Raw genomic sequence first — 24,134 nt, 5'->3', positions numbered from 1 at the left:
TCTCCCCCGGCTCAGAAACCGGAGATGATCACTCCGTGGCAATCGGCCGCGGCACGGCGCAGCTTCAGGGCCTCCTGGTAGGCGTCGGAGTAATACCACTCCTTGGCCGCCTCGACCGATTCGAACTCCAGCAGAACGGTCTGGTTGGCGGGCCATTCACCTTCGAGGACCGTCGGGTTGTGTCCGATCGACAGCACGGTCGCACCGGCCATGGTCTGCGACGCCAGCTTGCCGTATTCGGCCATCCCCGCCGCGTCCTTGATCTCTTCGGTGATGACCACATAACCCTTAGCCACAAGTGAACCCTCTCAGTCGATTTCGCGAATTGCTCGTTCGGGACAGTTGTCGATGGCTTCCCTGGCGGCCGTCTCAAGATCCGCGGGCACATCCCCGGGATCGGCCACCGCCCATCCGTCATCGGTCATCTCAAAGACTTCGGGGCACAGCGTCAGGCACATTCCGTGGCCGGCGCAACGATCCTCGTCGACCACGACCCTCATCGGACGTCGAATTCGAGATGCAGCTCGGTGAGTCCGCGCAGGATGTAGGTCGGGATGTACTGGTAGCGCCGGTTCTCCCGCGGCCCGTGCATCTTCTCCGAGATCCGGATGTCGGTGGTGCGGTCGAGAAGTCGCTCCAAACCGACCCTGGTCTCGGCGCGGGCCAGCGGCGCACCCGGGCAGCTGTGGATACCGCGACCGAAGGCCAGGTGCTGACGCGCGTTCTTGCGTTCGGGGTCGAATGTGTCGGGATCTTCGAAGCGACGCGGATCGCGGTTGGCTGCGCCGTTGATGACCATGACCGTGCAACCCGCACCGAGCGCCTGATCGCCGACGGTCGTCGGCACGCGCGAGAGCCGGAAGTCGCCTTTGACGGGGCTCTCGATACGCAGGCACTCCTCGATGAAATTGCCGAGCAGATCGCGGTTTTCGCGCAGCTTGGCCTGGATCTCGGGCTGGTCGCCGATGACCTTCAGCGCTGTGCTGAGCAACCGCACGGTGGTCTCCTGCCCTGCGGAGAAGACATTCGTGGCCACGCGTACGACGTCGCCCACCTCGGGCAGCGAGCCGTCGGGGAACGTCGCGGTCGCCAGGCCGGTGAGGACGTCGCCGCGCGGTTCGGCCCGACGCTCCTCGATGTAGGTCGCGAAGACGTCGTATAGGTACTCCAGCGGCGTCTTTGTCAGCGCCTTGTCGGCGTTGCCGAGACCGCTGCCGTGCGTGCCGCGGGCCAGCCGTTCCAGCAGGTCGTCGCGGTCCTCCTCCGGAACACCGAGGAGATCGGCGATCACCTGCAGCGTGAACGGGCCGGCGAACCCCTTGATGAATTCACCCTCGCCCGGCGCCAGGAACCTGTCGAGGTTCTTGTCGGCCAGGGCCCACATCGCGTCCTCGTTCTCCTTGAGACGCTTGGGCGTGATGAGCCGCATCAGGAGCGCGCGGTGGTCGGTGTGCGTCGGCGGGTCGAGCGTCGGCAGCTGATCGCTGAACGGAATCTCGTCGCGGTGCTCGACGATCAGAGCGGTGACATCGTCACCTTCGAGCGGGACCGGGAAACCTGGGAAGGGGCCTGTCACCGAGATGCAGGACGAGAAGGTCTCGGAGTCGTTATAGACGTCGACGGCCTCCTGCCAGCCGGTGACCATCGTGACCCCGTAATGCTCCTCCTTGGTCACGGGGCATTTGTTTCGCAGTGCCTCGTAGAACGTATACGGGTCATCCGTGAGCCGGCTGTCCCTGAAGAAGTCGACCGTGGTGAGGTCTTCCGTCATTCCCACTCCGTTCTGACGGTCCATATTGATGAGAACGTGATTCTCATTATTGCGTATCAGATTTTCATATCGGCACCGTCTCGTCAACGAGAACGGCGATCAGGAGGCCTCCGGCTGGATGCCCAACACGTTCACGGCGGCGCCCAGCAGCTGGTAGCAGCCGATCGTGAAGATCAGGTCCATCAACTGGCGTTCGTCGAAGTGGGCGCGCAGCTCCGACCACACCGGGTCGCTCAGTGTGTTGGACTCGTTCAGCTCGTCGACGGCCCGCACCACCAATCTGTCCACCGGGTGCTGTGGGTCCCCCGCCCGGATCGCGTCGATCTCGGCGGCCGACAGACCGGTGCGCTGCGCGATCGGGATGTGGTGGTCCCACAGGTATTCGCAGGGTCGCACCTGGACTGCACGCAGCAACGCCACCTCACGCACCCGGGGCGACAGCGTCGACGAGACGAGCAGATGAGCGTTGAACGTCAGGTACGCGCGGGTCAGCTCCGGGTGGTGGACGAGCGTGCCGAGCACGTTGCCCGCGTCGCGTGGATTGGCCCGCTCGGCGGGCAGCAACGGACTCAGCGCTGCCTGCACCGCGTCGTCCCAGCACTCTGCGGGCAGCGGCTCCAGCCGCGGCACCTCGTCCACTACTGGATCGGCTCGTCGCCGAGCACGGTCGTGCGCAACATCTCCCGCTGCGACTCGGGGTCGTACGGCGCGGCCCGGTGCAGCACTCCGTTGTTGTCCCAGATGACGGTGTCGCCCACCGACCATCGGTGGCTGTACACGAGTTCGGGCCGAGTGGCGCGCTCCAGCAGTCCGGCCAGCAGCTCCTGACCTTCGTCGCGGTCCATTCCGACCACGTAGTGCGCCGACGCGCCGAGCACGAGGGACTTGCGGCCACTGCGGTGGGTCCACACCAGCGGATGCTCGTGTGTTGGCCGGGCCCGCCAGCGAGCAAGTTCCTCCGCGGAAGGATTGGGGTTGACCCTGCTCTGCGAGGCCTCCAGCGAGTGCACCACCCGCAGCGCCGAGAAGCGTTCCTTCTCGTCCTCGGTGAACGCGTCGTACGCCGCATAGGAATTCGCGAACTCCGTCTCGCCGCCGCGATCGGCGACCTGGACGGCGGAGAGCACGGTGGCCTTCTGCGGGCACTCGTCGCCAGTCGGCGTGCAGCCGTCGATGTGCCAGTCGAAGGTCGCGCGCAGGTAGGAGGCCGACTTGTTCTTCGACTTGTCCAGCGTGATCGGATAGATGCCTGCCACCGGGTGATGCCCGTCCGAGGAGTGGTCGACCACGCCAAGGCGACGGCTGAACGCAACCTGGGCCTCGGGGTCCAGGCCGAGGCTTGGGAACACGAGCACCCCGTTGGCTTCCAGCGCATCCAGCACCGCTTCACCCAGCGAGTCGTCTGACGCCAGGCGATCGGGATCGACGTCGAGTACTTCAGCGCCGACCGAGGGGGTCAATTTGTTGATCGTCAGCAGAGTCATGCGTCCTGTCCTGTCTAAGGCACCGGCGCGCTGACGCGGTCGATGACGGCGTCGGCGGAATCGGCGGGTTTCTGCGTCCCGAAGACCTCGACAGCCATCGAGACCATGATCATCGAGTACACGAGGTGCAGTAGGTTGAGCACATCCTCGGGCAGCTCGTCGAGGGGGAACTTGTCGCAGTAGTCGATGGCTTCCTCGAAGCGGGGTGTGAACGCTTCGTAGAAGGCGTGAATCTCCGGCATCGGCGTGCTCAGCCGCGCCTCCCAGCGCTCCGGTTCGGTTGCCAGGCACCACTTGTCGGCGAACTGCTCGAGTTCGGCGAAGTCTTCGGGAAGACGAGGCATGGTCAGACCCCCGCCGGGCTTCGTTCGGCCTTGTACCGCTGCACCCAGTCGACGGCGACGTGATGGAGGTGCCGGACCAGGATCTCCTGGTCGTTGAGCGGATAGTCGTCGACTATCGGCTCACCCAGGCCGTACTCGAGGGCGGCCTGGGTGCCGCCGAGCATGCCGGCGTCCTGCAGGGCGAACTCTTTGAGGACGACGGACGCGACCTCGTGCTCAATCCGCTCGCGCACGGTGCGCGCCGGGTGAAAGGCGTTGTACGCCTCGAACTTGTGCGTGTTGTGCGAGGTGGGCCAGTAGCGGTACAGCAGATACCAGCCGTGGTAGATCAGGATCTCCAGGTTCGGGAAGATCTGGAAGTTCGTGATACCCCACGGCTCGATGCCGCCGGGGTTCAGCCCCGCCGACTGATGTGTATCCGGGGTCCGCCAGGGGCCGACCAGCCCACTGCGCGTTGCCCTTTCGACGGGATACATGAACTCGGGAGCGAGGAGCCACCGCCGGGTGCCCGCCGTCGACACGAGGCGGTGCGGCCCGTCGATCTGGAAATGTCCGCACTCGAAGGTCGCGTTCGGCTGACGCACCTCGGTCGGCACCTGCTGCGAATGCAGGGACGGCACGTGGTAGTACTCCTGGAACGCGTCGGCGAAAATCTTCCAGTTGCTGTTGTTGTGCGCGACGAAATCGTAACGCTCGGTCATCATCTCGAACGGATAGTCGTCCAGCGCGGTGATCATCGGCCCCAGGAACTCGCGCAGCGTCTGACGGGGCTCCGGGTCGAAGTTGATGAAGATGAACCCGTTCCACACGTCGCAGTGCACCGGCTTGAGACCGTACTTCGAGGTGTCGAGGTCGAAGAATTCGCCAGGCTGTTGCACGAACTTCAGTTCGCCGTCGAGCCCGTAGCGCCATCCGTGATACTTGCAGGTGAACTGCCGGCAGGCGCCTTTGACCTCTTCGCTGGGAAAGTCGTTCCACACCAGCTTGTTTCCGCGATGACGACAGATGTTGTAGAACGCCCGGATCTGCTCGTCGCGGCCCTTCACGACGATCACCGACGTCCTGGCCGCATCGATGTCCTTCGTCAGGTAGCTGCCGACGCGCGGAAGCTCCTCGACGCGGCCGACGTTGAGCCAGGCGCGCTTGAAGACGGCCTCGCGCTCGAGTTCGTAGAACTCCGGCGATGTCGAGTCCCGGAACGAGACCGGACCCGTGCCGAGTTCCGGATAGTGCTCCGTCCAGCTGCCCTCGGCTGGCTTGGGCCACTTAGGCATGCGAACCTCCCTGTCGCGAACGGCCTTTGGGACTTCTGACTGTCATCACATCACCGATCCGCCGTTGACACCCAGCGTTTGACCGGTGATGAAGCCTGCCTCTTCGGAGCACAGGAACCCGACCGCGGCGGCGATGTCGTCGCCGGTGCCGAGGTGGCCGACCGGAATGCTGGCCGCCATCTGCTCGTTGGGCGGCAGGAAGCCCGCCGCCTGGGACTGGTGCTGCATCGGCGTCTCGATACCCGATGGCGGAACGTTGTTGACCGTGATGCCCATCGGACCGTATTCGCGGGCCAGGGACCGCGTGAACGAGATCAGCGCTCCCTTCGAGGCGGCGTAGTGGGCCATCCCGGGTGACCCGCGCTGCGCGCTCGACGACGAGATCATCACAATGCGCCCCCAGCCGGCGTCGAGCATATCCGGGATGGCGACCTGAGCACAGTGGAACGTGCCGTTGAGATTCACCTCGATCAGCCGCTGCCAGGACTGCGGCGAAATTTCGAGAAACGGGGCGAAATCCACCAGGCCGGCACTGGTTACGAGGATGTGGACCGGCCCGAGCTCGGTGCGCACCTTGGCGAACTCATCCTCGACCGCCGCGCGGTCGGTGACGTCGGCGGCGAGGCCGAGCGCCGCGACGCCATCGGCGCGCAACTCCTCGGCGACCCGTTGCGCCGCCTCACCGTTGAGGTCCAGGACTGCGACCTTATGGCCCCTCCTGCCGAGCTCGTGGCACGTGGACTCCCCCATGCCGGAGGCTCCGCCGGTCACGACCGCTACCCGACTACTCGTTGAGGTCATTCTCGATCGTTCACTCATCGTTGTTTCATTCGTAGACCACGTGGACCTTTCGACTGGTGGGCAGTGACTGGCATGTGAGCACCCAGCCCTCTTCGACTTCGTCCTCGTCAAGGGCGTCGTTGATCCGCATGCGCGCGCTGCCTTCCACGACTTTGGCCATACACGTTCCGCAGGAACCTGTTTCGCACGATGCCGGTGCTTTCAGCCCTTTCTGCCGCGCGGTCTGCAGCAGCGTCTCACCCTGCCGGTAAGCGGCGGCGACCTTCTGGCGATCGAGTTCGATGACAACCTGTTCGCACTGTTCGTCGGTGTCGTCGGTGACACCGGGCGGCACTTCGGCGATCGTGAACCGTTCGAGATGCAGGCGCTGTTTCGCCACTCCCGACTCCAGGAGTGCCGCCTCCACCGTGTCCATGAACGGAGCGGGACCGCACACGTAGTAATGCCCGGCGCCGGCGGGAGTTGCGAAAGACGTCACGGCCGAAGCGGTGACCACGCCGCCGTCTTCGTCATAGTGGTGCTCGACGGTGAGGCGGTCGGCATGCTGCTCGGCCAGGTGCGCCAGGGGGCCCGAGAAGATCACCGAACCCCGGCCTCGATTGGCGTAGAACAACCGCACCGGCCTTTCCGACTCGGAGAGGGCGGTGCGCACCAGCGACATGATCGGGGTGATCCCGCTTCCGCCCGCGAACGCGACCAGCGGTTCGTCTTCCGAAACATCCTTCGGCAGAACGAATCTTCCCTCGGGAGGCGCGGCGCGCAGCTCGTCACCCTCGGCGGCCGAGTCGTTGATCCAGTTCGACACGACACCGCCGGGATCCCGCTTGACCGTGATCCGCAGTTCCTCTTCCGCGGGCGCCGAGGACATCGAGTAGCAGCGGCGCAGGTCGCGCCCGTCGACGCTGACCCGGACGGTCAGGAACTGGCCGGCCTGGTAGCGGAAGCGCTGCATGCAGTGCTCCGGTACGTCGAGCACAAGCGACACCGCATCGGAGGTCTCGCGCACGACGCGCCTGATGCGAAGCGGCGCGAAGCCGTCAGCGGTCATTTCCTCAGCCATCCTGTCCATATTATCAAGTACTTGTCATTGACCTCAAGCCTCTACCGCGCCGGAATTACATTCCAGCAGCTGTTGTGCGAGAAACCTTCTGCCGGAATGCAATTCCGACGGCGTGAATACCAGTCGATTATTAATCGACGTGGTCGGCGTACAGTGCGTGCCCGGTACCCTGCTCGACGACCCGGCCGAGCAACTCGCGCAGCGTCTTCTGTTCGGCCTTGGACAACACGCCGAACACCTTGTCGTGCGCTGTGATCGCGTCGTGGACGACCGCGGCGGCGACCTTGCGCCCCTGGTCGGTCAGAAAGGCCTGCAAGATGCGGCCGTGCGCCGGGTTTTGCTTGCGCTCCACCAGGCCCCGCTTTTCCAGCGCAGTCAGCGCCAGCTGCACGCCCTGCGGGCTGATCAGCAGGCGGCGCGCCAGCTCCGCGCCCGACAGACCCGGCTCGTTCGACAGCTGACGCAGGACACCGATCTGCGCGGTGCTCACACCGTGCTCGCTGACCGCCTCGTTGACGCTGGTGAGCGAGAAGTAGAAGGCCTGTTTGAGCAGCCACAGGATATTGTCTGTGAGCTCTATACCCGCCACGTCGTGCGCCTCCATGCCTAGACGTTAGCCGTATGGGCACCCTTGTGGACGATGCCGTCCTTCATGACGAAACGTACGTCCAATGTGGTGGCGATATCTGTCGACGGATCCCCGGCGACTGCGATGATGTCGGCGAGGTAGCCGGGGGCGAGCTTTCCGAGTTCGTCGTCGGCTTCGATGAGTTCGGCGCTGGTGATCGTCGCGGCACGCAACGCCTGCATCGGCGTCATCCCGCGGGCGACGAGTGCAGACAATTCCTTCGCGTTCTGTCCGTGCGGGACCGCGGGTGCGTCTGTGCCGCAGGCGATGCGGACGCCCGCCGCGATCGCTTTGGGGAGCATGGCCTGTGCCTGCGGGAACACCACCTCGGCCTTCTTGCGCAGTTCCGGCGCGATGCGGTCGACAGCCATGGCCTCGGTGAGGTAGGTCGTCGACACCAGGAAGGTGCCATGATCGACCATCATCTGGATGGTGTCGTCGGTGGCGAGGAAGCCGTGCTCGATACAGTCGATGCCGGCGCGGATACATGCGCGAATCGCGCTGTCCCCCACCGCGTGTGCCGCCACTCTGACCCCGGCCCGATGCGCCTCGTCGGCGATGGCGGCGAACTCCTCGTCGGAGTACTGCTGGGCGCCGGGCGCGGTGCTGTGCGACATCACGCCCCCGGACGCCGACACCTTGATCAGCTTGGCGCCGTGGCGGATCTGATACCGCACGCACGCACGGACATCGTCGACGCCGTTGGCGATGCCCTCGGCCACCGAGAGCGGCATGATGCCCGGCGCGAGGCGCTGGAACACCGTCGGGTCGAGGTGGCCCCCGTACGGGGTGACGGCGTGGCCGGCCGGATAGATCCGCGGGCCTGCGTGCCATCCCTGTTCGATCGCCCGTTGCAACGCCACGTCGAGCAGATAGCCACCCGTCTTGACCATGAGCCCCAGGTTGCGCACGGTCGTGAAACCGGCATCGAGCGTGGTACGGGCGTTCACCGCACCGCGCAACGTCCGGTAGGCGGGGTCGTCCTGGACGCCGTGCATCGGACTGGGCAGGCCCTCGGGACCGCCCGGCCCGCCGATGAGCAGGTTGAGCTCCATGTCCATCAGACCCGGAAGCAAGGTGACGTCCCCGAGATCGATGACGGTCGCGCCCTCGGGTGCGACAGGCGGATTGACCGCCTGAATGCGGCTGCCCTCGATGACCAGGACAGCCGGACTGTTGACCGCACCGGCCTCGACATCGGCCCAGCGGGCGGCCTTGACGACGGTTGCGGTCACGGAATCGGTTCTACGTCGCAGTCCAGCGACGTGGCGCCGGTGTCGGGCACCTTCGGCTGCTTCCAGCATTCGACGGGGAAAGACGCCTGGATCATCGAGTAGAGCATGTGCATCAGGTTGAGCACGTCCTCGGGAAGGTCGTCGAGGGCGAACTTGTCGCAATAGGCGATCGCTTCTTCGGCGCGCGCGGTGATCGCGTCGTAGAAGGCCTGAAGTTCGGTCATCGTACTGTTCAGCCTCTTGGCGTAGCGCTCCGGCTCAGACCCGAGACACCAGTCGGAGAACTGCTCCAGATCGGCGAACTCCGGCGGCAGCTTGGCAGCCGTGTCGACACCCATCGTCACACCCCCGCCGTCTTGGATCGGTAATCCTCGACCCAGGCCGCAGTTTCGTTGTGCAGATGCCGGATCAGCACCTCCTGGTCGCAGAGCACGAAGTCGTCGAGCACCCGGGATTCCACCATCGACTGGGTGGCCTCGAGGGTGTTGGCGTCCTGCAATCCGTACTCCTTGAACGACACCGCCGCGAGCTCCTGCGCGATCCGCTCGCGCGGTGTGCGCGGCTGCGGGAAATACACGGTGCCCTCGAACAGGTGGGTGTTGACCGACGTCGGCCAGTAGTGGTAGGTCAGATACCAACCCTGACCCCAGAAAAGGATGACGAAGTTCGGGAACAGCTGGAACGAATCCAGGCCCCAGGGTTCGCATTTCGCGGGATTCAGCCCTTTGGGCATCTCCCCCAGATCGGGTTTGTCCCATGGCCCGAACAGTCCGCTCTGGCAGATGTCTTCGATCGGCTTGCGCATCTCGTCGGCCATCTCCCACGCGCGGATACCGGAGGTGCTGACGAGCCGGTGCGGACCTTCGATCCGGTAGTGCGGCGCCTCGAAACCCGCCTCGGCCGCGGCCTTCGAATACGCGGTCGGTGACTGGTTCGCGTGCAGTACCGGTGCGTGGTAGAACTCCTGGAACGCGTCCATGTAGAGCTTCCAGTTCGCCTTGACCTCGGAGCGGTAGTGGAACCGCGAGGTCATCTTGTCGAATGGATAGCCTTCGAGATCGGTGATCATCGGACCGAGGAAGTCGCGCAGGGACTGCTCGGGGTCACCCTTGGCGAAGTTGACGAAGATGAAGCCTTCCCACACCTCGCAGTGCACCGGGACAAGCCCGTAACGGCTCTTGTCCAGGTCGAAGAATTCGCCCTCCTGCTGCACGAAGGTCAGGTTGCCGTCCAGGTCGTAGCGCCACGCGTGGTACTTGCACGTGAACTGCCTGCATACACCGCTGGTCTCTTCCAGCGGCATGTCGTTCCAGACGAGCTTGTTGCCGCGGTGACGGCAGATGTTGTGGTAGGCCTTCACCTCACCGTCTCTGGTGCGCACGACGATGATCGACGTGTTGACGACCTTCATCTCCTTGGTGAAATAGCTGCCCTTGCGCGGAAGCTGTTCGACGCGGCCCACATTGAGCCAGGCACGCTGGAACACCGCCTTGCGCTCGATCTCGTAGAACTCCGGGTCCACCGAGTCCTCGTAGGACACCGGGCCGGTCCCCAGGTGTGGATAGTGCTCGGTCCAGCTGCCTTCTGCCGGCTTGGGGAATCGTGGCATCTCGTCTCCTGGGGGGTGCCGTCACTGCCGTGCCGCCCGCGTGCGAAGCGACCCGACAAGTCTTGCAGGCAAACACTCAGGCGCAGCTGCCTTTTCGTCATTTCGCAGGAGACGACATCGCCGACGGTATATGGTGGACCCATCAATCGCAAGTAGTTGATATTCATCGCGACCAGAACGGGGAACGACACGGTGCGTCACGACGAGCTGTTCATCGGCGGGATCTGGCAGACACCGAGCAGCGAGGAGCGCATCGACGTCATCTCTCCGCACACCGAGGCGACGGTGGCGTCCGTGGCAGCCGCTGCCCCGGCCGACGTGGACAGGGCAGTCACCGCGGCGCGGGAGGCGTTCGACAACGGTCCGTGGCCACGCACCGACCCCGCTGAACGCATCGCGACGGTGCGCAGGCTGGCAGAGATCTACGGCGAGCGCCGCGCCGATATGGCGGACCTCATCACCGCCGAGATCGGCGCCCCCATCGGTTTCGCCCAGCGTGCGCAGGTCGCACTGCCGTGGACGATGATGTCGGCCTTCTGCGATGTGGCGCAGCGCTACCCGTGGCGCGAGGACAGGCCGGGACGCTACGGCGCCGACATCCGAATCCTGCGGGAGCCGGTCGGGGTGGTCGCCGCCATCGTGCCGTGGAACATGCCGCAGTTTCTCATCGCCACCAAGCTGATTCCGGCGTTGCTGGCCGGATGCGCGGTGGTGCTCAAGCCCGCCCCCGAATCGCCGCTCGATGCGATCCTGCTCGCAGAGATCATCGCCGAGTCGGGGCTGCCCCAGGGTGTCGTCAGCGTGCTGCCCGGCGACGGCGCCGTCGGTGAATACCTGGTGCGCCACCCCGGCGTGGACAAGGTGTCGTTCACCGGCTCCAGCGCCGCGGGCAGAGCTGTGGCGGCAGCGTGCGCCGCCGACCTGAAACGGGTCAGCCTCGAACTCGGCGGCAAGTCCGCGGCGATCGTGCTCGACGACGCGGATCCGAATGCCGTCGCCGCTGGCGTGCGCTCGGCGAGCCTGTCCAACAGCGGTCAGATCTGCAATGCGCTGACGCGCATCCTGGTTCCGCAGGCGCGCGCCGCGGAGTTCACCGACGCGCTGGCTGCAGAAATGAGCGCCCTCGTCGTCGGCGATCCGACCGACACCGCCACCCAGGTCGGACCCCTCGTCGCGCAGCGGCAGCAGACGCGGGTCACCGGCTACCTCGAGAAGGGCGTGCGGGACGGCGCACGCGTCGTGCTCGGCGGAACCGGGATGCCCGACGGCCTGGACCGCGGCTGGTACGTCAAACCCACCCTGTTCGACCGCGCCGACAACTCGATGACGATCGCGCGCGAAGAGATCTTCGGTCCCGTGCTGACCGTCATCCCGTACGCCGACACCGACGAGGCGATCCGCATCGCCAACGACTCCGACTACGGTCTGGCCGGATCGGTATTCACCGCCGACGACGAACGCGGGTTCGAGGTCGCCACGAGAATCCGCACGGGCACGTTCGGAGTCAACCAGGGTTACCCGATGGATCCGTTCGCGCCCTTCGGCGGGGTCAAGGCCAGCGGGTACGGTCGCGAGCTCGGACCTGAGGGGATCGACGGCTACACCGAGACGAAATCCGTGGCGATCGCCGCGCCTTAGGCCTCGTCTTCGATGCCGAACGTCTCGATCGCCATCGCCAGGGTTCCGTAACCGCCTGCGGTGAACACGAGATCCATCAATTGTTGTTCGTCGAGGTGATCGGCCAACCTGCACCAGGTTTCGTCGGTGACGACTGTGTGTGAGTGAAGTTCGTCGACGGCGGCAAGCACCGCGGCGTCGAGCTCCTGCGGCAGGACACCGGACCTGATTGCGTCGAGTTCGTTCTCAGTGAGCCCCGCACGCACGGCAAGCGGCACGTGGTGGTTCCACAGGTACTCCGAATTCCGGCACACCGCCGTGCGCAGCACGACGGTCTCGGTGATGCGCTTCGGCAGCGTCGTGGTCATCAGCAGGTGCATGTTGAACGTCAGGTACGCCTTCGTCAGCCGCGGATGGCGCGCGAACGTCGCGAGCATGTTGCCCACCGTGTCCGGCTGCGCCCGCTCGGGCGGCATCATCACCGACAGGGCACGGACGACGTCATCGTTCCACCGGTCAGCGGGCAGCGGCGTCAGCCTCATTTCAGACAGCTACCCAGATCGATCGGCATCGACACCCCGGTGACGTAGCGCGAGTCGTCGGAGGCGAAGAACATCACGGCGTTGGTGATGTCCTCGATCTCGACCCACGGCCGCGGCATGCTGTGGAACATCTGGCAGATCGGCGCGATGTCGTCCGGTCCCGGGTTCTCCAGATCGGGCCGGAACAGGCGGAACGTCTCGTCGTTCATCACCATCGGCGAGTTGACGTGTGTCGGGTGCACGCTGTTGACCCGAATCATGTGCGGCGCGAGCTCGACCGCACACGAGCGCATCAGGCCGACAACGCCGTGCTTGGCCGAAACGTATTGGCTCATCTGCGGATAGGCCTTCATCCCGGCCACCGAACTCGTCAGCACGATCGACCCGCCGCGCCCGCCCGCGACGATGTGCGGGATGCCGGCCTTCACCGTCTTCCACACGCCGGTGAGGTTGATGTCCATCATCGTCTGCCAGACGGCCTCATCCAGCGTCTCGACCGTCTGTCCGCCGTTCCCGATGCCGGCATTGGCCAGGATGATGTCCAGCCGCCCCAGCTCGGCGACACCGCGGTCGACGAGCGATTTCATCGCGTCGAAATCGCGGACGTCGACCTCGTCGGCGACGATGCGCCTGCCCAGCGCCTCGACGCGGTCTTTGGTCTCCAGGAGGTCGCCCGGTGTCGCCATCTCCAGCTGCACGTGGTCGACGTTCTTGCAGACGTCGATCGCGATGATGTCGGCGCCTTCTTCGGCGAGCTTGATCGCGTGACTACGCCCCTGACCCCGCGCGGCCCCCGTGACGAAGGCGACCTTGCCCTCGACCCGTCCGGTCACCGGTTCACCTCCGCAGGCATGCTGTCCCAGCCGCGGACGGCCGACGACGACGAGAAGACCGCGGCGTCGAGGTCGACGTCCCAATCCGGGAAGCGGTTCAAGATCTCGTCGAGCGCGATCCGTCCTTCGATGCGCGCCAGGGCATTGCCCAGGCAGTAGTGAGCGCCGACACCGAAGGTCAGATGCTGCCGCGCCGACCTGGTGATGTCGAATTCCTCGGCGTTGTCACCGAATCGGCGCTCATCGCGGTTCGCCGCACCGATCAGGGTGAGGATGGCGCTGCCCTCGGGAACTGTGGTTCCGTGAAAATCGACATCACGGGTCACGTAGCGCGCTGCCTGTAGCGCGGGCGGCTCGTAGCGCAGGATCTCCTCGATCGCACCCGGCAGCAGTGATCGGTCGGCGGCGAGGCGGCGCCGCTGATCGGGATGCTCGGACAACAGCTTGCCCGACCAGCCGATGAGCCGTGTCGTCGTCTCCGCGCCCGCCACCGCGACGACGTTCATGAACATGAGCAGCTCATCGCGTCGCAGCCTGCGCGTCGCGCCCGTCTCGTCCTCGAATTCGGCGTTCAGCAATTCGGTGGTCAGGTCGTCGGCGGGATGGTCGGTGCGCCAATCGATGAAGTCGGCGAACACCTGGCCGTCGGTGAGCCCGCCGTCCGGGTTGTCGGTCATCTGTCCGCCGCGTTCGGTGCGCACATGCCGGTCGCCGTCCTCCTGCACCCTCCGCTGATAGTCCTCCGGTATCCCGAACAGCATGCCGACCACACGCAACGGCATCACTGCGCCGAGATCCTTCACGAAGTCGAAACGGTTGCCGCCGACAACCGCATCTAGACACTTCTGGGTGAATTCGCGGATCATCGGCTCCAGCGCGTTGATCTTGCGCGGGGTGAAGGCGCGCGCCAGCAGTCCGCGATGGATGTCGTGAATCGGCGGATCCTCGAAGATGAGCAGTCCGGGCGGAATTTCCATGCCGGACTTGATGATCTCCAGCACGACGCCGCGGGCGGAGCTGAAGCCTCGGTGGTCGACCAGCGTGCGGTTCACGTCGTCGAAGCGGCTCAGCGCATAGAAGTCGTGAGTTTCGTTGTAGTACAACGGCGCTTCGTCGCGGAATCGCTTGAACATCGGGTACGGCTCTGCGTTGAGGTCCGCGTGCCACGGGTCGTAATACAGTTCGTCGGTCGCGCTGGCCGTCATCGTGCGACCCCTCTCTCGACTGTGGTCAGAATGTGATGCTGTGCTTCTCGAAGTGCTTGGCCAGTGCCTGCATGTAGCCGTCGCCGTGGAACGGTCCCCTTGCCCCGATCGCGGCCTCCAGGAAAGGGCCGTACTCCTCGTCGTTGACATAGGTGGACCAGTGCACGATCTGGCATTCGTCGTTGGTCTCGACGAAACTGATGGAGTAGAAGCCCATCGTCTCGCCCGTGTTGACGTTGGTGCCTTCCCAGCGGTAACGCTGGACGAACCCGTTCTCCGCCGGCCATACCTTGAAATCGACGGGCTTCCAATCGGGGAACGTCACACCGTAGGCCTTCGCCTCGATTGTCGCGGCAGTATCCCAGTGGGTCGCGACGTCTTTGAGCACCAGTTCCTGCTCGGCGACGAAATAGGGCGAGGTGTAGACGGCGTCGTCGGTGAACTCCCACTCGTCGTACGTCTCACCCTCCTGCACCTTCTGCAGGACGTACTTGTCGCGGTAGCTCTCGGCCATCCGTCGGTGTTTGGCGATCCGCTCTACCAAATCCATTGACTGTCAATTCCTTTCATGAGCAGGCGGGGGTTCGACCGGGCGTGAAGTGATGGCGGCGATCATCCGACGCCCGCTAGCTTGAATATACATATCTGTATTCGACATACAATGGTGAATATTAATCGCGACGGGGTGGGACGCCGACGACCGACCGGTGTTGGGAGAATGGCGAGATGGCGGAACGCTGGACGAGACAGCGACGGGTCGAGCACACCCGTTCCCTGCTGCTGGACGCCGCCGAGGAGGTCGTCGCACGGCAAGGCTTTGGCGCCGCGGCGCTGGAGGTGATCGCCGATGCGGCCGGGTACACGCGCGGAGCCATCTATTCGCATTTCGGCACCAAGGAGGAGCTGTTCCTCGCGGTGATGGAGCGCCAACTGCAAAGGTTCCTGGACGGTTTCACCGACATCGTCGAGTCGTTCCAGTCGCTCGAGGAGATGGATGTCGACAAGCTCGCCGAGCGGTGGCGGGAGTTGACGATCGGGAATCCGGACCGCGCCGCGCTGGGGTACGAATTCACACTGTTTTTGGTGCGCAACCCCGAGGCGCGGGCCAGGGTCGCCGAGCAACGGCGCCAGACCGCCGATTCCCTGGCCGAGTACATCACCAGCCACATCGAGAAGATCGGTGGCCGGATGCGCATTCCCGCATCGACCCTTGCCCGGGTTCTCATCGCGACCAACGAGGGTGTCACGCTCGGCAGCCACGTCGACGGTCAGGACCTATCCCGGCCATTCCTGGAGATGATCCTGGCCAACGTCGAGCCGGCCGGTTAGGCCTGCGAGATATTAACGCCCTCATAGCCTTTGAGCAAGTCCGCCGACGGCAGCTCCATCTGCAGGTAGACGTCGACGCGACGCACCTTGCCTGCGGCGGTGAACTCGTACACCGACAGCGAGTTCACCACGCTGTGAAAGTCACCGACCGAACTGCGCTCTTCGAGTTCCAAGAAGACGACACCGTCTTTCTCGGTCACCCGTTTGAAGGTGCAGTCCCAGTCGGCGTTCGGAGCCCAGTTCGTCAGGAATGCGGCGTAGCCATCCCAGTCCATGACCTCCTTGAAGTTGCCGACGCGCACGAACTCTTCGGTGGCGATCAACTCACGTAAGGGGTTCCAGCTCTCGACGGAGAACCCCGGCCCCTTGGCGCTGTCGACGATCCGCTTCGTCGTGATCGCGTACTGCAGCACGGTTGCAGCGTTACCGCGATGCTGTTCCGCGATGTCCTGCAGGCTCACGGCGCCACACCGAGGTAGCGGTCGACGACGGAGTGGTAGTGGGCGATCACCACCTCCTCCTTCACCAACGACATGTGCTCAAGCTGTTTGTTCCGCAGCCCCAGCTGCTGTCGGGGCATCTGCTCGTAATCCTGCTGCAGCGCAGTGAAGTACTTGTATTCACCCGGCTCCGTCACGTCGATACGCGGTGCGCGCAGCGCTTCCTTGTACTCCTCGGGCAGCCACATCACGCTGATGATGTGCCAGTAGCACTTGTTGGGGTCGCCACTCTCGTGCGGTTGGGCGAGGATCACCGTCGCCTCGCCCGCCCGTACGGTCATGAAGAAGTTCGGGAACAGCACCCAGCCGTGGTTGTCGCTCATCTGGGCGTCGGTCAACCCACTGACGTCGAACCCCATCGTGGTCAGCGTCTCGCGCGTGGCCCGCTGCAACAACGTTCTCGGCGTCATGCCGTCGGGGAGCTTCAATTCCCCTCTGTCGTCGCGGTATTCGGCCACCAACTCCTGGAACCGCGGCAGCACCGCCGTCACCGACGGGAAGGTCTCGGGCAGGCTCATGATGCCTTCGAGCTGCTCCTCGAGGCCGTAGGCCTTACCCGCCACCTCGAACGGCGCACACGAGACGCTGTGTTTGTCGAAGAACCTGTAGCGGGTCGTGCTCGGGTCGATCATGATGACCTGGAGCAACTGGGGGTGGATACCCGAGATGTGGTAGCCCTCCTCGAAGGCGTCCATCACGACTTTCCAGTTGCAGTCCAAGGCCTCTCGCACGTCCAGGACAGTGTCCATCTCGTCGAGGTGGTACGGGGAGAGCAGGTCGACGACCTCCTGGCCCAGAAACTCGGCCAGCGGAGCGGCCTGCGGGTCGGGGTTGACGAAGATGAAACCGCCGAAGCACTCGACCGAGATCGGAAACAGGCCGAGCCCTTCCTTGTCGAGTGCGGTGAGCACGTTCTCCTTCTCCCGCAGCACACCTTTGAGGTGGCCCTCATGGTCGTAGGACCACAGGTGGTACTGGCAGAGCAGGCCGCGCTTGGCGTTTCCCCGGCCGACGCAGAGCTTGTTGCCGCGGTGCCTACAGGCGTTGACGAACCCGCGGATCTCACCGTCCTTCCCCCGCACCAGAAGGAAGGACTGATCGAGCAGGCGGTATTCCATCCAGTCGCCGACCTCGGGCAGTTCCGACGCTCGGCCTGCGACCTGCCACACGCGCAGCCAGATGCTCTCGTGTTCGCGCTGGACGTACTCGGGATCGGTATAGCGGTCCGTGGTGATGTCCATGCGAAACCCGCTGAGGTCGATGTCATCCAGACCCATCCCGGTGTCGAACCACTCCCCCGGGCGTACTGGCTGTGTTGTGGTCATAGACGCGATCACTCCTATAGGTCGGTGATGCCTGCCACAACTATACACAGCCGTATCTCACATACAAGTATGTATTTTCATGCACGAGCAGGCGCAAAGTCGCATGAAACTCCCTGCGTGCGTGCGATTTTGTGTCTGCTCGGCAGATACCGAAGTCAGCCGCGAGGTCAGTCGGGCAGCTTGATGACCGACGTGTACATCTCGACGACCGGCCGGTAGAGGTCGACGTCGTCGAGCTGGCTGCCGAGGACGACGGAGTCACTCGTGGCGACCAGCGCCTGGGCGAAGGTCAGCGGCGAGATCATCAGGCTCGCGCCGAGCTTCTCCATCCCGTCGACGATGAACGTGGCCAGTTGATCGACCACCTCGGCCCGCTTCGCAGCGACCCGGTCGCGCGCCTCGGGATTACGGAGCAGATAGAGCGTGAACTCCAGACCCAGCGCGGCCTGTTCGGCGCCGCGATCCAGACTCAGCGCGCGCCAGCGCTCGGCGATCTCGTCCAGTTCGTGGGCGCCGACACGGCTCGCGCTGGCCATCACCTCCGCGAAGTTGTCGAAGTAGCGACGCCAGTACCGGTCACTTACCGCCAGGAAGAGGTCCTCCTTGGTGGCGAAGTGCTTGTAGATCGCGCCCTTGGTGTATCCGGCGGTGCGCGCGATGTCGTCGAGAGTCGCAGGAGTGAAACCCTTTTCGGCGAAAACCTCTTCGGCGGCGTCCAGCAGCACCGAACGCGTGTGTTCGAGCCTGCGTTCCCTCGTCCACCGCTCCGCCATGACGGGAGTCTGCCACAGATTCTGAGTAACCTATTGGATTCTCAGATACCGATGAGTATATTCGCACCCGATAGGTCGCCTCTACTGCTTGATACGCACCGGGCGACCGCCACACTCGGCAAGGGGAACCGTCATGAGTGAGCTTTCCAAGAAGGCCGCCGTCACCGAATCGCTCAGCGGAGCAGGCGGTTTCGGCACTGCGACATCGGGAGGGCCGTCGTCGAACGCGATCAGGATCTGGGCGACCGTCGGCGGTGTCGCGCTCGCCTTCACGCTCTACGTGTTCATCCGCTGGGTCAGCGGACCGTTCTTCGAGCCTGTGGCCGGGGGACCCACCGAGCCGCCGATGTACATGAAGATCCCGTTGATCGCGAACGCGGTGGTGCTCTGGATCGGCCTACCGGTTGCGTTGTGGTTTTTCATCATCCGGCCCTGGGTGCGGGAAAGGCGCATCACGCTCGACGGCATGCTGTTGGTGTCGATGGGCCTGATGATGTTTCAGGATCCGATGCTCAACTATTACAGCACCTGGTGTACTTACAACGCGTGGCTGTGGAACCGGGGATCCTGGGCTCCGCACATCCCTGGCTGGGTGGCGCACGAAGAACCGGGCCACACGGTGCCCGAACCGCTGTTGACCAACATCCCCGGCTACATGTACGGCGTTCTGCTCCTGACCATCGTGGGCTGCGCGATCATGCGCAAGATCAAGAACCGGTGGCCCGGCATCAGCAACCTGCGGCTGATCCTGGTCACCTATGCGATCGCGTTCGTCTTCGACTTCGTGATGGAAGCCCTGATCATGCTGCCGATCGGCTTCTACTCCTATCCCGGTGCGATCCAAGCGTTGTCGTTCAACGCGGGTACGTACTATCAATGGCCGGTGTACGAGGGCCTGATGTGGGGCGGGGTTCAGGCGGCGTTGTGCTGTCTGCGCTTCTTCACCGATGACCGGGGACGGACCGTGGTCGAACGCGGACTGGACCGCGTCCGCGGCGGGTTCGTCAAGCAGCAGTTCGTCAGGTTCCTGGCCATCTTCGGCGGAGTCAGCGCGTGCTTCTTCCTCTTCTACAACGTGCCGGCGACCTGGCTGGGCATGCATGCCGATCCGTGGCCCGAGGACGTCCAGAAGCGGTCGTACTTCAATCCCGGCATCTGCGGCGAGGGGACCGACCGGCCGTGCCCGAACCCTGATCTCCCGCTTCCGACCAAGCATTCGGGATACCTCAACCACGACGGTGAGCTCGTGCTGCCCGATGGCGTCGAGTTCCCGCCTGTCGTGCCGATTGAGGGCGCGAACGCCGATGACGGGCAATGATTCTCGGCTGCTGACGCCGACGGCACCGTTCTATCGTGCCGTCGGCGGGGAGGCCGACATCTTCCGGGCGGCGGCCCGCCGCGGATCGCCGGTGCTGCTGAAGGGACCCACAGGTTGCGGTAAGACCCGTTTCGTCGAGGCCATGGCGCACGAACTCGGCCGTGAGCTGATCACCGTCGCCGGCCACGAGGACATGACGTCGGCCGATCTGGTGGGCCGCTTCCTGCTCAAAGGAGGCGAAACCGTCTGGGTGGACGGACCTCTGACGCGAGCGGTCCGCACCGGCGCCGTCTGCTACCTCGACGAGATCGTCGAGGCACGACAGGACACCACCGTCGTCATCCATCCCCTCGCCGACCATCGCCGGGAACTGCCCATCGACCGCCTCGGTGCGACGTTGCCTGCGGCGCCGGGCTTTCAGCTCGTCGTGTCCTACAACCCGGGCTATCAGAGCATCCTGAAGAACCTGAAGGAATCCACCCGTCAGCGGTTCGTGGCCATCACCCTCGACTTCCCGCCCGCCGACATCGAGACCGAGGTGCTGATCCACGAGGCGGGTATCGATCCATCGGTTGCCGCGTCGCTCGTCGCGGTCGGTAACGCGATCCGCGGCTTGGATCGGTCGGCGCTCAACGAGGTGGCCTCGACCCGCATGCTGATCCTCGCGGGCGGACTCGTCGCCGAAGGTCTGGAACTGCGCCATGCGATCCAGTCGGCTGTCGTCGAGGTCCTGTCCGACGACCCTGACGTGATCCGGGGTCTCGGCGAACTCGTCGACGCCCTCCTACCGCGTCGGTGACCACCGATCGCCCTAACCCGCAGCGTTTGCGGTTTCTGGCCGGTTTTCTCGTCGGCCGCCCCGTCGACGTCGCCGTGGCGCCCGCGGGCGAGCCTGCCTACACCGACGGCGAGGTCATCTACGTCGCCGCGGACGCCGACGCCGATCGCCAACGCCTCCAGATGCTGGTTCAGGGCGCGCTTCTGGGCGCCGGGAGCCTCGACAGCAGGTACGTCAAGCAGCTTCGGGCGCGGCCGGCTCTGGCCCGTCGCTACCTGGCAGTCGAGGGGCATCGCGTGCTGGTCGAGGCAGCGCGGCGGCTTCCGCTGGCGCAGGAGGCGACTTCGGATAGCCCGCCGCGGTCGGCCAGTACTTCAGAGTCACTGCAGATCGCCGCGAGCAGAACCAAATTGGATGCGGCGCCGGAGTGGTTCGGGTCGATCAGGCCGTCGAAACTCGTTCGCGCACACATGAGTTCGGGCACCAGGGCGACCGACGGCGATGCCGGCATGCAGTTCGACCTGGATCCCACGGGCGCTGACAGCGAGGACGACGAGCCCGCCGAGAAGAGCCGGTTTCTCAGATTGTTCGAGGCGCCCCTCGGGGCGGCCGCAACCGCGAGCTTCTTGCGCTCGCTGTTCGGCAGCTCCCGCTCCGCGGGAGACGAAGGCGCCGGTGGCGAGTTATCGGTCGGATCGACGCTGCGGACGCCGAGGGCGGGTGCCGGTGCACGACCGGCACCGACGCCGATCCGCTTCACCGGTGCCGAGAAGCCAGGCGCCACAGTGGGAGTCGGGGGATCGTGGTTCCCGGAGTGGGACGTCCACCGCAGCGGCTACCGCGAGGATTGGTGCCGCGTGGTCGACTTCCCCGTCACCGCAACGGTGGAGTTCGACGCCTCCTTCCGCACCCATGACGCCATCCTGCGACGCAGACTCGCGCGGGTGGGCCTCGATCCGGCGGTGCTGCGCAGGCGGCCCGACGGCGACGATGTGGACACCGATGCCCTGATCGACCTGTCGGTGGACCTGCACTCCGGCTTTTCGCCGCGCGAACACGTGTACATCGACCGCCGCAAGATCACCCGCAACCTCGGCGTGCTGATCTTGCTCGACGCATCTGGATCTGCGATCGACACCGACCACGACGGCCTTGCCGTGCACGACCACCAACGGCGCGCGGCAGCCCCGCTCGCCACGGCACTCGACGATCTCGGCGACCGTGTGGCGGTGTACGGCTTCCGTTCGCAGGGACGGCGGGCCGTGCAGCTGCCACTGGTCAAGAGTTTCGGTGAGCGGTTCGGCGCGGCAGGCCGGGCTCGTCTCGCTCAGCTCCATCCGTCGGGGTACACCCGGCTGGGAGCGGGGATTCGCGGCGCGGGCGAGATCATCAAGCGCACGGCGGGGACCCCGCACCGGCTGCTGGTGGTGCCCTCCGACGGTTTTCCCTACGACGACGGATATGAGGGCCGGTACGCCGAGGCCGATGCACGCAGGGCTCTCGAAGAGCTCCGCGGTGACGGGGTGGCGTGTCTGTGCCTGTCCATCGGCGCGTCCACGGACGCCGACTCGCTGGAACGCGTCTTCGGATCGGCATGCCATGCCGTCGGAGCCACCCTCGCCGACCTGAGCCCGCGGATGGACGAACTGTTTCTGACAGCCCTGCGCGAACTGTCCGCTCCCCGACCGCCCCGGGTATAGGCTTCGCCCAACAATCACAAGTAGTTGATAAAGCGCGGACAGAGGTGGCGACGTGACGACGCCGGAGGCACACGAAACGAACTTCGCTGCGCCCTGGGCGCCGCACCGACTGAAGATCTACACATGGACCGGCATCTTCACCTTCGCGATGTTCCTGTTGGTCACCGTCGGCGTCAGCGTCGGGTTCATCGCGCCGTCCTTCACGACCGACGTCGTCGTGAACCTGATCTTCGGCATCCCGGTGATGTTGCTGCCGTTCGTCATCCTGTGGAACGCGCCCGGCGAGAAGCGAACTCGGCTCGACAAGGCGGCCGAGCTGACGCTGTTCTACCTGCCCTACACCGCGGGCAGCCAGATCGGCTACGAACTCATGTTCCTGATCGGACATCCGCTCGGCCTATGGGCGCCGACCACCGACCCCGGCTGGAAATGGCTGTGGTGGCAGTACGGCCTCGCCGACACCCGCTACGTCAGCGGCAATCCGTGGATCTTCGCGCTTGAGATCGTCGGTGTGCTGACCGGGATCACCGTGTTCGTCATGTGGACCCGCCTCGTGCGCCAGGGACTGCCAACCGAATCCCGCATCCGCGCCCTGTGGATCACCTTCGCCGGGTGCGCCATTCTGATGAGCAGCACCGCGGTGTACTTCCTCGCCGAGGTCGGGGCGGGGTTCAGCAACATCGGGCAGGGCGCCTTCGGGCTCGGGTTCAAGTTCATCGGCGAGAACATCCCATTCATCGTGCTGCCGCCGCTGGTGCTCTACTCGATCCACCTGCAGATCGACCATCTGACGCGACGGGCGGGCGCGGAAGCCTTCAGCGCGCAGGCAGTCCGAGGATCCGCTGCGCGATGATGTTGCGCTGGATCTCGGAGGTGCCGCCCGCGATGGTGCCGGCGAAACTGCCGAGGTACCGCGTGAACCAGCTTGCCGTGTACTGCTCGGGGGCGAACGGGTTGTACGGCCCGGTCGGCGCATCCCCGAGTAGTGCATCGGGGCCGGTTGCTTCCAGCACGTGGCGGTAGGCGTTCTGCTCGGCTTCTGATCCGAGCACCTTCAGGACCGAGACCGCCGGGACATCCCGTTGTCCGCGGGCGGCCTGTCCGAGCGCGGCAGACCCCAGCAGTCGCAGCGCGTAAAGGTCCATCGCGATGGTGGCAAACGCGTCGCGGTTCAATTCGCCGGCAGGACTGTACGTCTCGAGTGTCTGTCCCATCCGGTCGGCGAACGACATCCACATCATCGTGCGCTCGTGGCCGAGCGACCCGTTGGCCACCTTCCACCCCCCGTTCACGGGGCCCACAAGGTTCGCGAAAGGCACGCGCACGTCAGAGAAGAAGACCTCGTTGAAGTCGAAGTTCCTGGGGTCGTGGACGCTGGCGAACGGCCTGCGCTCGACGCCTGGTGTCCGCGTCGGGATCAGCAGCGCGCTGATCCCCTTGTGCCGTGAGGCATCCGGGTCCGTCCGGACGAACGTGAGCAGGACATCGGCGTCGTGCGCACCTGACGTCCACACCTTCTGTCCGTTGACCACGAACTCGTCGCCGTCCCGGACCGCCCGTGTGCTCAATCCGGCCAGATCCGACCCCGCGCCAGGTTCGCTCATACCGAGGGATGCCGTGAGCTCGCCGCGCAGAATCGGCACTGCCCAGTGTTGTTTCTGCTCGTCCGTCCCGAACGCAAGCAGCGATGCGGCGATGATCCCGACGCCCTGCGGATTGAAACAGTGGTAGATCCGGCGGCGTGCCAGTTCCTCGCGATGGACGAACTGTTCGAGAACGCCCGCGTTGCGGCCGCCGAACTCGGGCGCGTTTCCCGGCAGCAACCAGCCGTTCTCGAACTGCACCTGCTGCCACCGGCGGGCCCATTGCGGCACATGCGCTGTCGATCGGGAGGCTTCGCTTGCGGCCTCGGCCTCAGGGGGCAGGTGCGCGTCGAGGAAAGCGACGAACTCCGCGCGGAAGCCTTCGACGTCGTCATCGAATGTCAATTGCACGGGCTCGCCCTCCG

At 65.0% G+C, this 24,134-nt stretch carries 27 protein-coding genes; 6 read left to right on the top strand and 21 right to left on the bottom strand.

Features of this window, described 5'->3' with window-relative positions:
* Nucleotides 1-11: 11 nt before the first annotated feature.
* The 13 genes from ACAG24_RS20890 to ACAG24_RS20830 form a co-directional block, all read right to left on the bottom strand.
* Nucleotides 12-296: a DUF1330 domain-containing protein gene (locus ACAG24_RS20890; protein WP_370474329.1), complete on the bottom strand. Its 285-nt coding sequence runs from the start codon at nt 294-296 to the stop codon at nt 12-14.
* Between the two features lie 12 nt (nt 297-308).
* Nucleotides 309-500 (bottom strand): ferredoxin, encoded by a 192-nt coding sequence (locus ACAG24_RS20885; protein WP_370474328.1) that lies wholly within the window; start codon nt 498-500, stop codon nt 309-311.
* On the bottom strand, nt 497-1,771 hold the full coding sequence (locus ACAG24_RS20880) for a cytochrome P450 (RefSeq protein ID WP_370474327.1): 1,275 nt from the start codon (nt 1,769-1,771) through the stop codon (nt 497-499). The genes ACAG24_RS20885 and ACAG24_RS20880 overlap by 4 nt, the downstream gene beginning before the upstream one ends.
* 99 nt (nt 1,772-1,870) lie before the next feature.
* The gene (locus tag ACAG24_RS20875) at nt 1,871-2,401 is read right to left on the bottom strand and encodes a carboxymuconolactone decarboxylase family protein (RefSeq protein ID WP_370474441.1); all 531 of its coding nucleotides are present in this window, start codon (nt 2,399-2,401) and stop codon (nt 1,871-1,873) included.
* 8 nt (nt 2,402-2,409) lie between these two features.
* Complete coding sequence (locus ACAG24_RS20870) at nt 2,410-3,255, bottom strand: TauD/TfdA dioxygenase family protein (RefSeq protein ID WP_370474326.1); 846 nt, start codon at nt 3,253-3,255, stop codon at nt 2,410-2,412.
* 14 nt (nt 3,256-3,269) lie between these two features.
* Nucleotides 3,270-3,599 carry a hypothetical protein gene (locus ACAG24_RS20865; protein WP_370474325.1) on the bottom strand — a complete coding sequence of 110 codons (330 nt, stop codon included), beginning with the start codon at nt 3,597-3,599 and terminating at the stop codon, nt 3,270-3,272.
* A gap of 2 nt (nt 3,600-3,601) precedes the next feature.
* A complete protein-coding gene (locus ACAG24_RS20860; protein WP_370474324.1) occupies nt 3,602-4,873 on the bottom strand; it encodes an aromatic ring-hydroxylating oxygenase subunit alpha in 1,272 nt (423 codons plus the stop codon).
* 45 nt (nt 4,874-4,918) lie between these two features.
* Nucleotides 4,919-5,674: an SDR family NAD(P)-dependent oxidoreductase gene (locus ACAG24_RS20855; RefSeq protein ID WP_370474323.1), complete on the bottom strand. Its 756-nt coding sequence runs from the start codon at nt 5,672-5,674 to the stop codon at nt 4,919-4,921.
* 25 nt (nt 5,675-5,699) lie between these two features.
* Nucleotides 5,700-6,734, bottom strand: a complete 1,035-nt coding sequence (locus ACAG24_RS20850) for a 2Fe-2S iron-sulfur cluster-binding protein (protein WP_370474322.1) — start codon at nt 6,732-6,734, stop codon at nt 5,700-5,702.
* Between the two features lie 130 nt (nt 6,735-6,864).
* The gene (locus ACAG24_RS20845) at nt 6,865-7,314 is read right to left on the bottom strand and encodes a MarR family winged helix-turn-helix transcriptional regulator (RefSeq protein WP_370474440.1); all 450 of its coding nucleotides are present in this window, start codon (nt 7,312-7,314) and stop codon (nt 6,865-6,867) included.
* Nucleotides 7,315-7,340: 26 nt separating this feature from the next.
* Nucleotides 7,341-8,597, bottom strand: a complete 1,257-nt coding sequence (locus ACAG24_RS20840; RefSeq protein WP_370474321.1) for a metal-dependent hydrolase family protein — start codon at nt 8,595-8,597, stop codon at nt 7,341-7,343.
* A complete protein-coding gene (locus ACAG24_RS20835) occupies nt 8,594-8,935 on the bottom strand; it encodes a hypothetical protein (protein WP_370474320.1) in 342 nt (113 codons plus the stop codon). The genes ACAG24_RS20840 and ACAG24_RS20835 overlap by 4 nt, the downstream gene beginning before the upstream one ends.
* Nucleotides 8,936-8,937: 2 nt before the next feature.
* Nucleotides 8,938-10,206 carry an aromatic ring-hydroxylating oxygenase subunit alpha gene (locus ACAG24_RS20830; RefSeq protein ID WP_370474319.1) on the bottom strand — a complete coding sequence of 423 codons (1,269 nt, stop codon included), beginning with the start codon at nt 10,204-10,206 and terminating at the stop codon, nt 8,938-8,940.
* 192 nt (nt 10,207-10,398) lie between these two features.
* On the opposite strand from ACAG24_RS20830, the gene ACAG24_RS20825 reads away from it, so the two are divergent.
* Nucleotides 10,399-11,844 carry an aldehyde dehydrogenase gene (locus ACAG24_RS20825; protein ID WP_370474318.1) on the top strand — a complete coding sequence of 482 codons (1,446 nt, stop codon included), beginning with the start codon at nt 10,399-10,401 and terminating at the stop codon, nt 11,842-11,844.
* Here the strand turns inward: ACAG24_RS20825 and ACAG24_RS20820 are convergent.
* The 4 genes from ACAG24_RS20820 to ACAG24_RS20805 are packed head-to-tail and all read right to left on the bottom strand — an operon-like array spanning nt 11,841 to nt 14,953.
* Nucleotides 11,841-12,365 (bottom strand): carboxymuconolactone decarboxylase family protein, encoded by a 525-nt coding sequence (locus ACAG24_RS20820; RefSeq protein WP_370474317.1) that lies wholly within the window; start codon nt 12,363-12,365, stop codon nt 11,841-11,843. The two genes, ACAG24_RS20825 and ACAG24_RS20820, sit on opposite strands and share 4 nt — an antisense overlap.
* Nucleotides 12,362-13,198, bottom strand: coding sequence for a mycofactocin-coupled SDR family oxidoreductase (locus tag ACAG24_RS20815; RefSeq protein WP_370474316.1), 837 nt, complete (start codon nt 13,196-13,198; stop codon nt 12,362-12,364). Before ACAG24_RS20815 ends, ACAG24_RS20820 begins: the two co-directional genes overlap by 4 nt.
* Nucleotides 13,195-14,403, bottom strand: coding sequence for a cytochrome P450 (locus tag ACAG24_RS20810; protein WP_370474315.1), 1,209 nt, complete (start codon nt 14,401-14,403; stop codon nt 13,195-13,197). Before ACAG24_RS20810 ends, ACAG24_RS20815 begins: the two co-directional genes overlap by 4 nt.
* Nucleotides 14,404-14,428: 25 nt before the next feature.
* The gene (locus ACAG24_RS20805; RefSeq protein WP_370474314.1) at nt 14,429-14,953 is read right to left on the bottom strand and encodes a nuclear transport factor 2-like protein; all 525 of its coding nucleotides are present in this window, start codon (nt 14,951-14,953) and stop codon (nt 14,429-14,431) included.
* A 176-nt stretch (nt 14,954-15,129) separates the two neighbouring features.
* On the opposite strand from ACAG24_RS20805, the gene ACAG24_RS20800 reads away from it, so the two are divergent.
* Entirely contained in the window at nt 15,130-15,732 is a 603-nt protein-coding gene (locus tag ACAG24_RS20800) for a TetR/AcrR family transcriptional regulator (RefSeq protein WP_370474313.1), read from the top strand.
* Here ACAG24_RS20800 and ACAG24_RS20795 read toward each other — a convergent pair.
* The 3 genes from ACAG24_RS20795 to ACAG24_RS20785 all read right to left on the bottom strand — a co-directional run bounded on the left by ACAG24_RS20795 (nt 15,729) and on the right by ACAG24_RS20785 (nt 18,330).
* Nucleotides 15,729-16,193 carry a hypothetical protein gene (locus ACAG24_RS20795; protein WP_370474312.1) on the bottom strand — a complete coding sequence of 155 codons (465 nt, stop codon included), beginning with the start codon at nt 16,191-16,193 and terminating at the stop codon, nt 15,729-15,731. The genes ACAG24_RS20800 and ACAG24_RS20795 overlap by 4 nt on opposite strands.
* A complete protein-coding gene (locus ACAG24_RS20790; protein ID WP_370474311.1) occupies nt 16,190-17,557 on the bottom strand; it encodes an aromatic ring-hydroxylating oxygenase subunit alpha in 1,368 nt (455 codons plus the stop codon). Before ACAG24_RS20790 ends, ACAG24_RS20795 begins: the two co-directional genes overlap by 4 nt.
* Nucleotides 17,558-17,724: 167 nt before the next feature.
* Nucleotides 17,725-18,330 carry a TetR/AcrR family transcriptional regulator gene (locus ACAG24_RS20785; RefSeq protein WP_370474310.1) on the bottom strand — a complete coding sequence of 202 codons (606 nt, stop codon included), beginning with the start codon at nt 18,328-18,330 and terminating at the stop codon, nt 17,725-17,727.
* Nucleotides 18,331-18,463: 133 nt separating this feature from the next.
* On the opposite strand from ACAG24_RS20785, the gene ACAG24_RS20780 reads away from it, so the two are divergent.
* From ACAG24_RS20780 to ACAG24_RS20765, 4 genes are read left to right on the top strand one after another with little or no spacing between them, the layout of a single operon-like run.
* Nucleotides 18,464-19,648 carry a spirocyclase AveC family protein gene (locus ACAG24_RS20780; protein ID WP_370474309.1) on the top strand — a complete coding sequence of 395 codons (1,185 nt, stop codon included), beginning with the start codon at nt 18,464-18,466 and terminating at the stop codon, nt 19,646-19,648.
* A complete protein-coding gene (locus tag ACAG24_RS20775; RefSeq protein ID WP_370474308.1) occupies nt 19,635-20,447 on the top strand; it encodes a CbbQ/NirQ/NorQ/GpvN family protein in 813 nt (270 codons plus the stop codon). Before ACAG24_RS20780 ends, ACAG24_RS20775 begins: the two co-directional genes overlap by 14 nt.
* Complete coding sequence (locus ACAG24_RS20770; RefSeq protein ID WP_370474307.1) at nt 20,444-22,126, top strand: nitric oxide reductase activation protein NorD; 1,683 nt, start codon at nt 20,444-20,446, stop codon at nt 22,124-22,126. The genes ACAG24_RS20775 and ACAG24_RS20770 overlap by 4 nt, the downstream gene beginning before the upstream one ends.
* Nucleotides 22,127-22,178: 52 nt before the next feature.
* Nucleotides 22,179-22,979, top strand: coding sequence for an emopamil-binding protein (locus ACAG24_RS20765; protein ID WP_370474306.1), 801 nt, complete (start codon nt 22,179-22,181; stop codon nt 22,977-22,979).
* On the opposite strand, the gene ACAG24_RS20760 is transcribed toward ACAG24_RS20765, so the two are convergent.
* Entirely contained in the window at nt 22,942-24,120 is a 1,179-nt protein-coding gene (locus ACAG24_RS20760) for an acyl-CoA dehydrogenase family protein (protein WP_370474305.1), read from the bottom strand. The two genes, ACAG24_RS20765 and ACAG24_RS20760, sit on opposite strands and share 38 nt — an antisense overlap.
* Between the last annotated feature and the right edge of the window lie 14 nt (nt 24,121-24,134).

Origin of the sequence: Mycobacterium bulgaricum (assembly GCF_041287165.2) — a bacterium.
GTDB lineage: Bacteria > Actinomycetota > Actinomycetes > Mycobacteriales > Mycobacteriaceae > Mycobacterium > Mycobacterium bulgaricum.
This window is presented reverse-complemented; position numbering and strand designations above follow the sequence as displayed.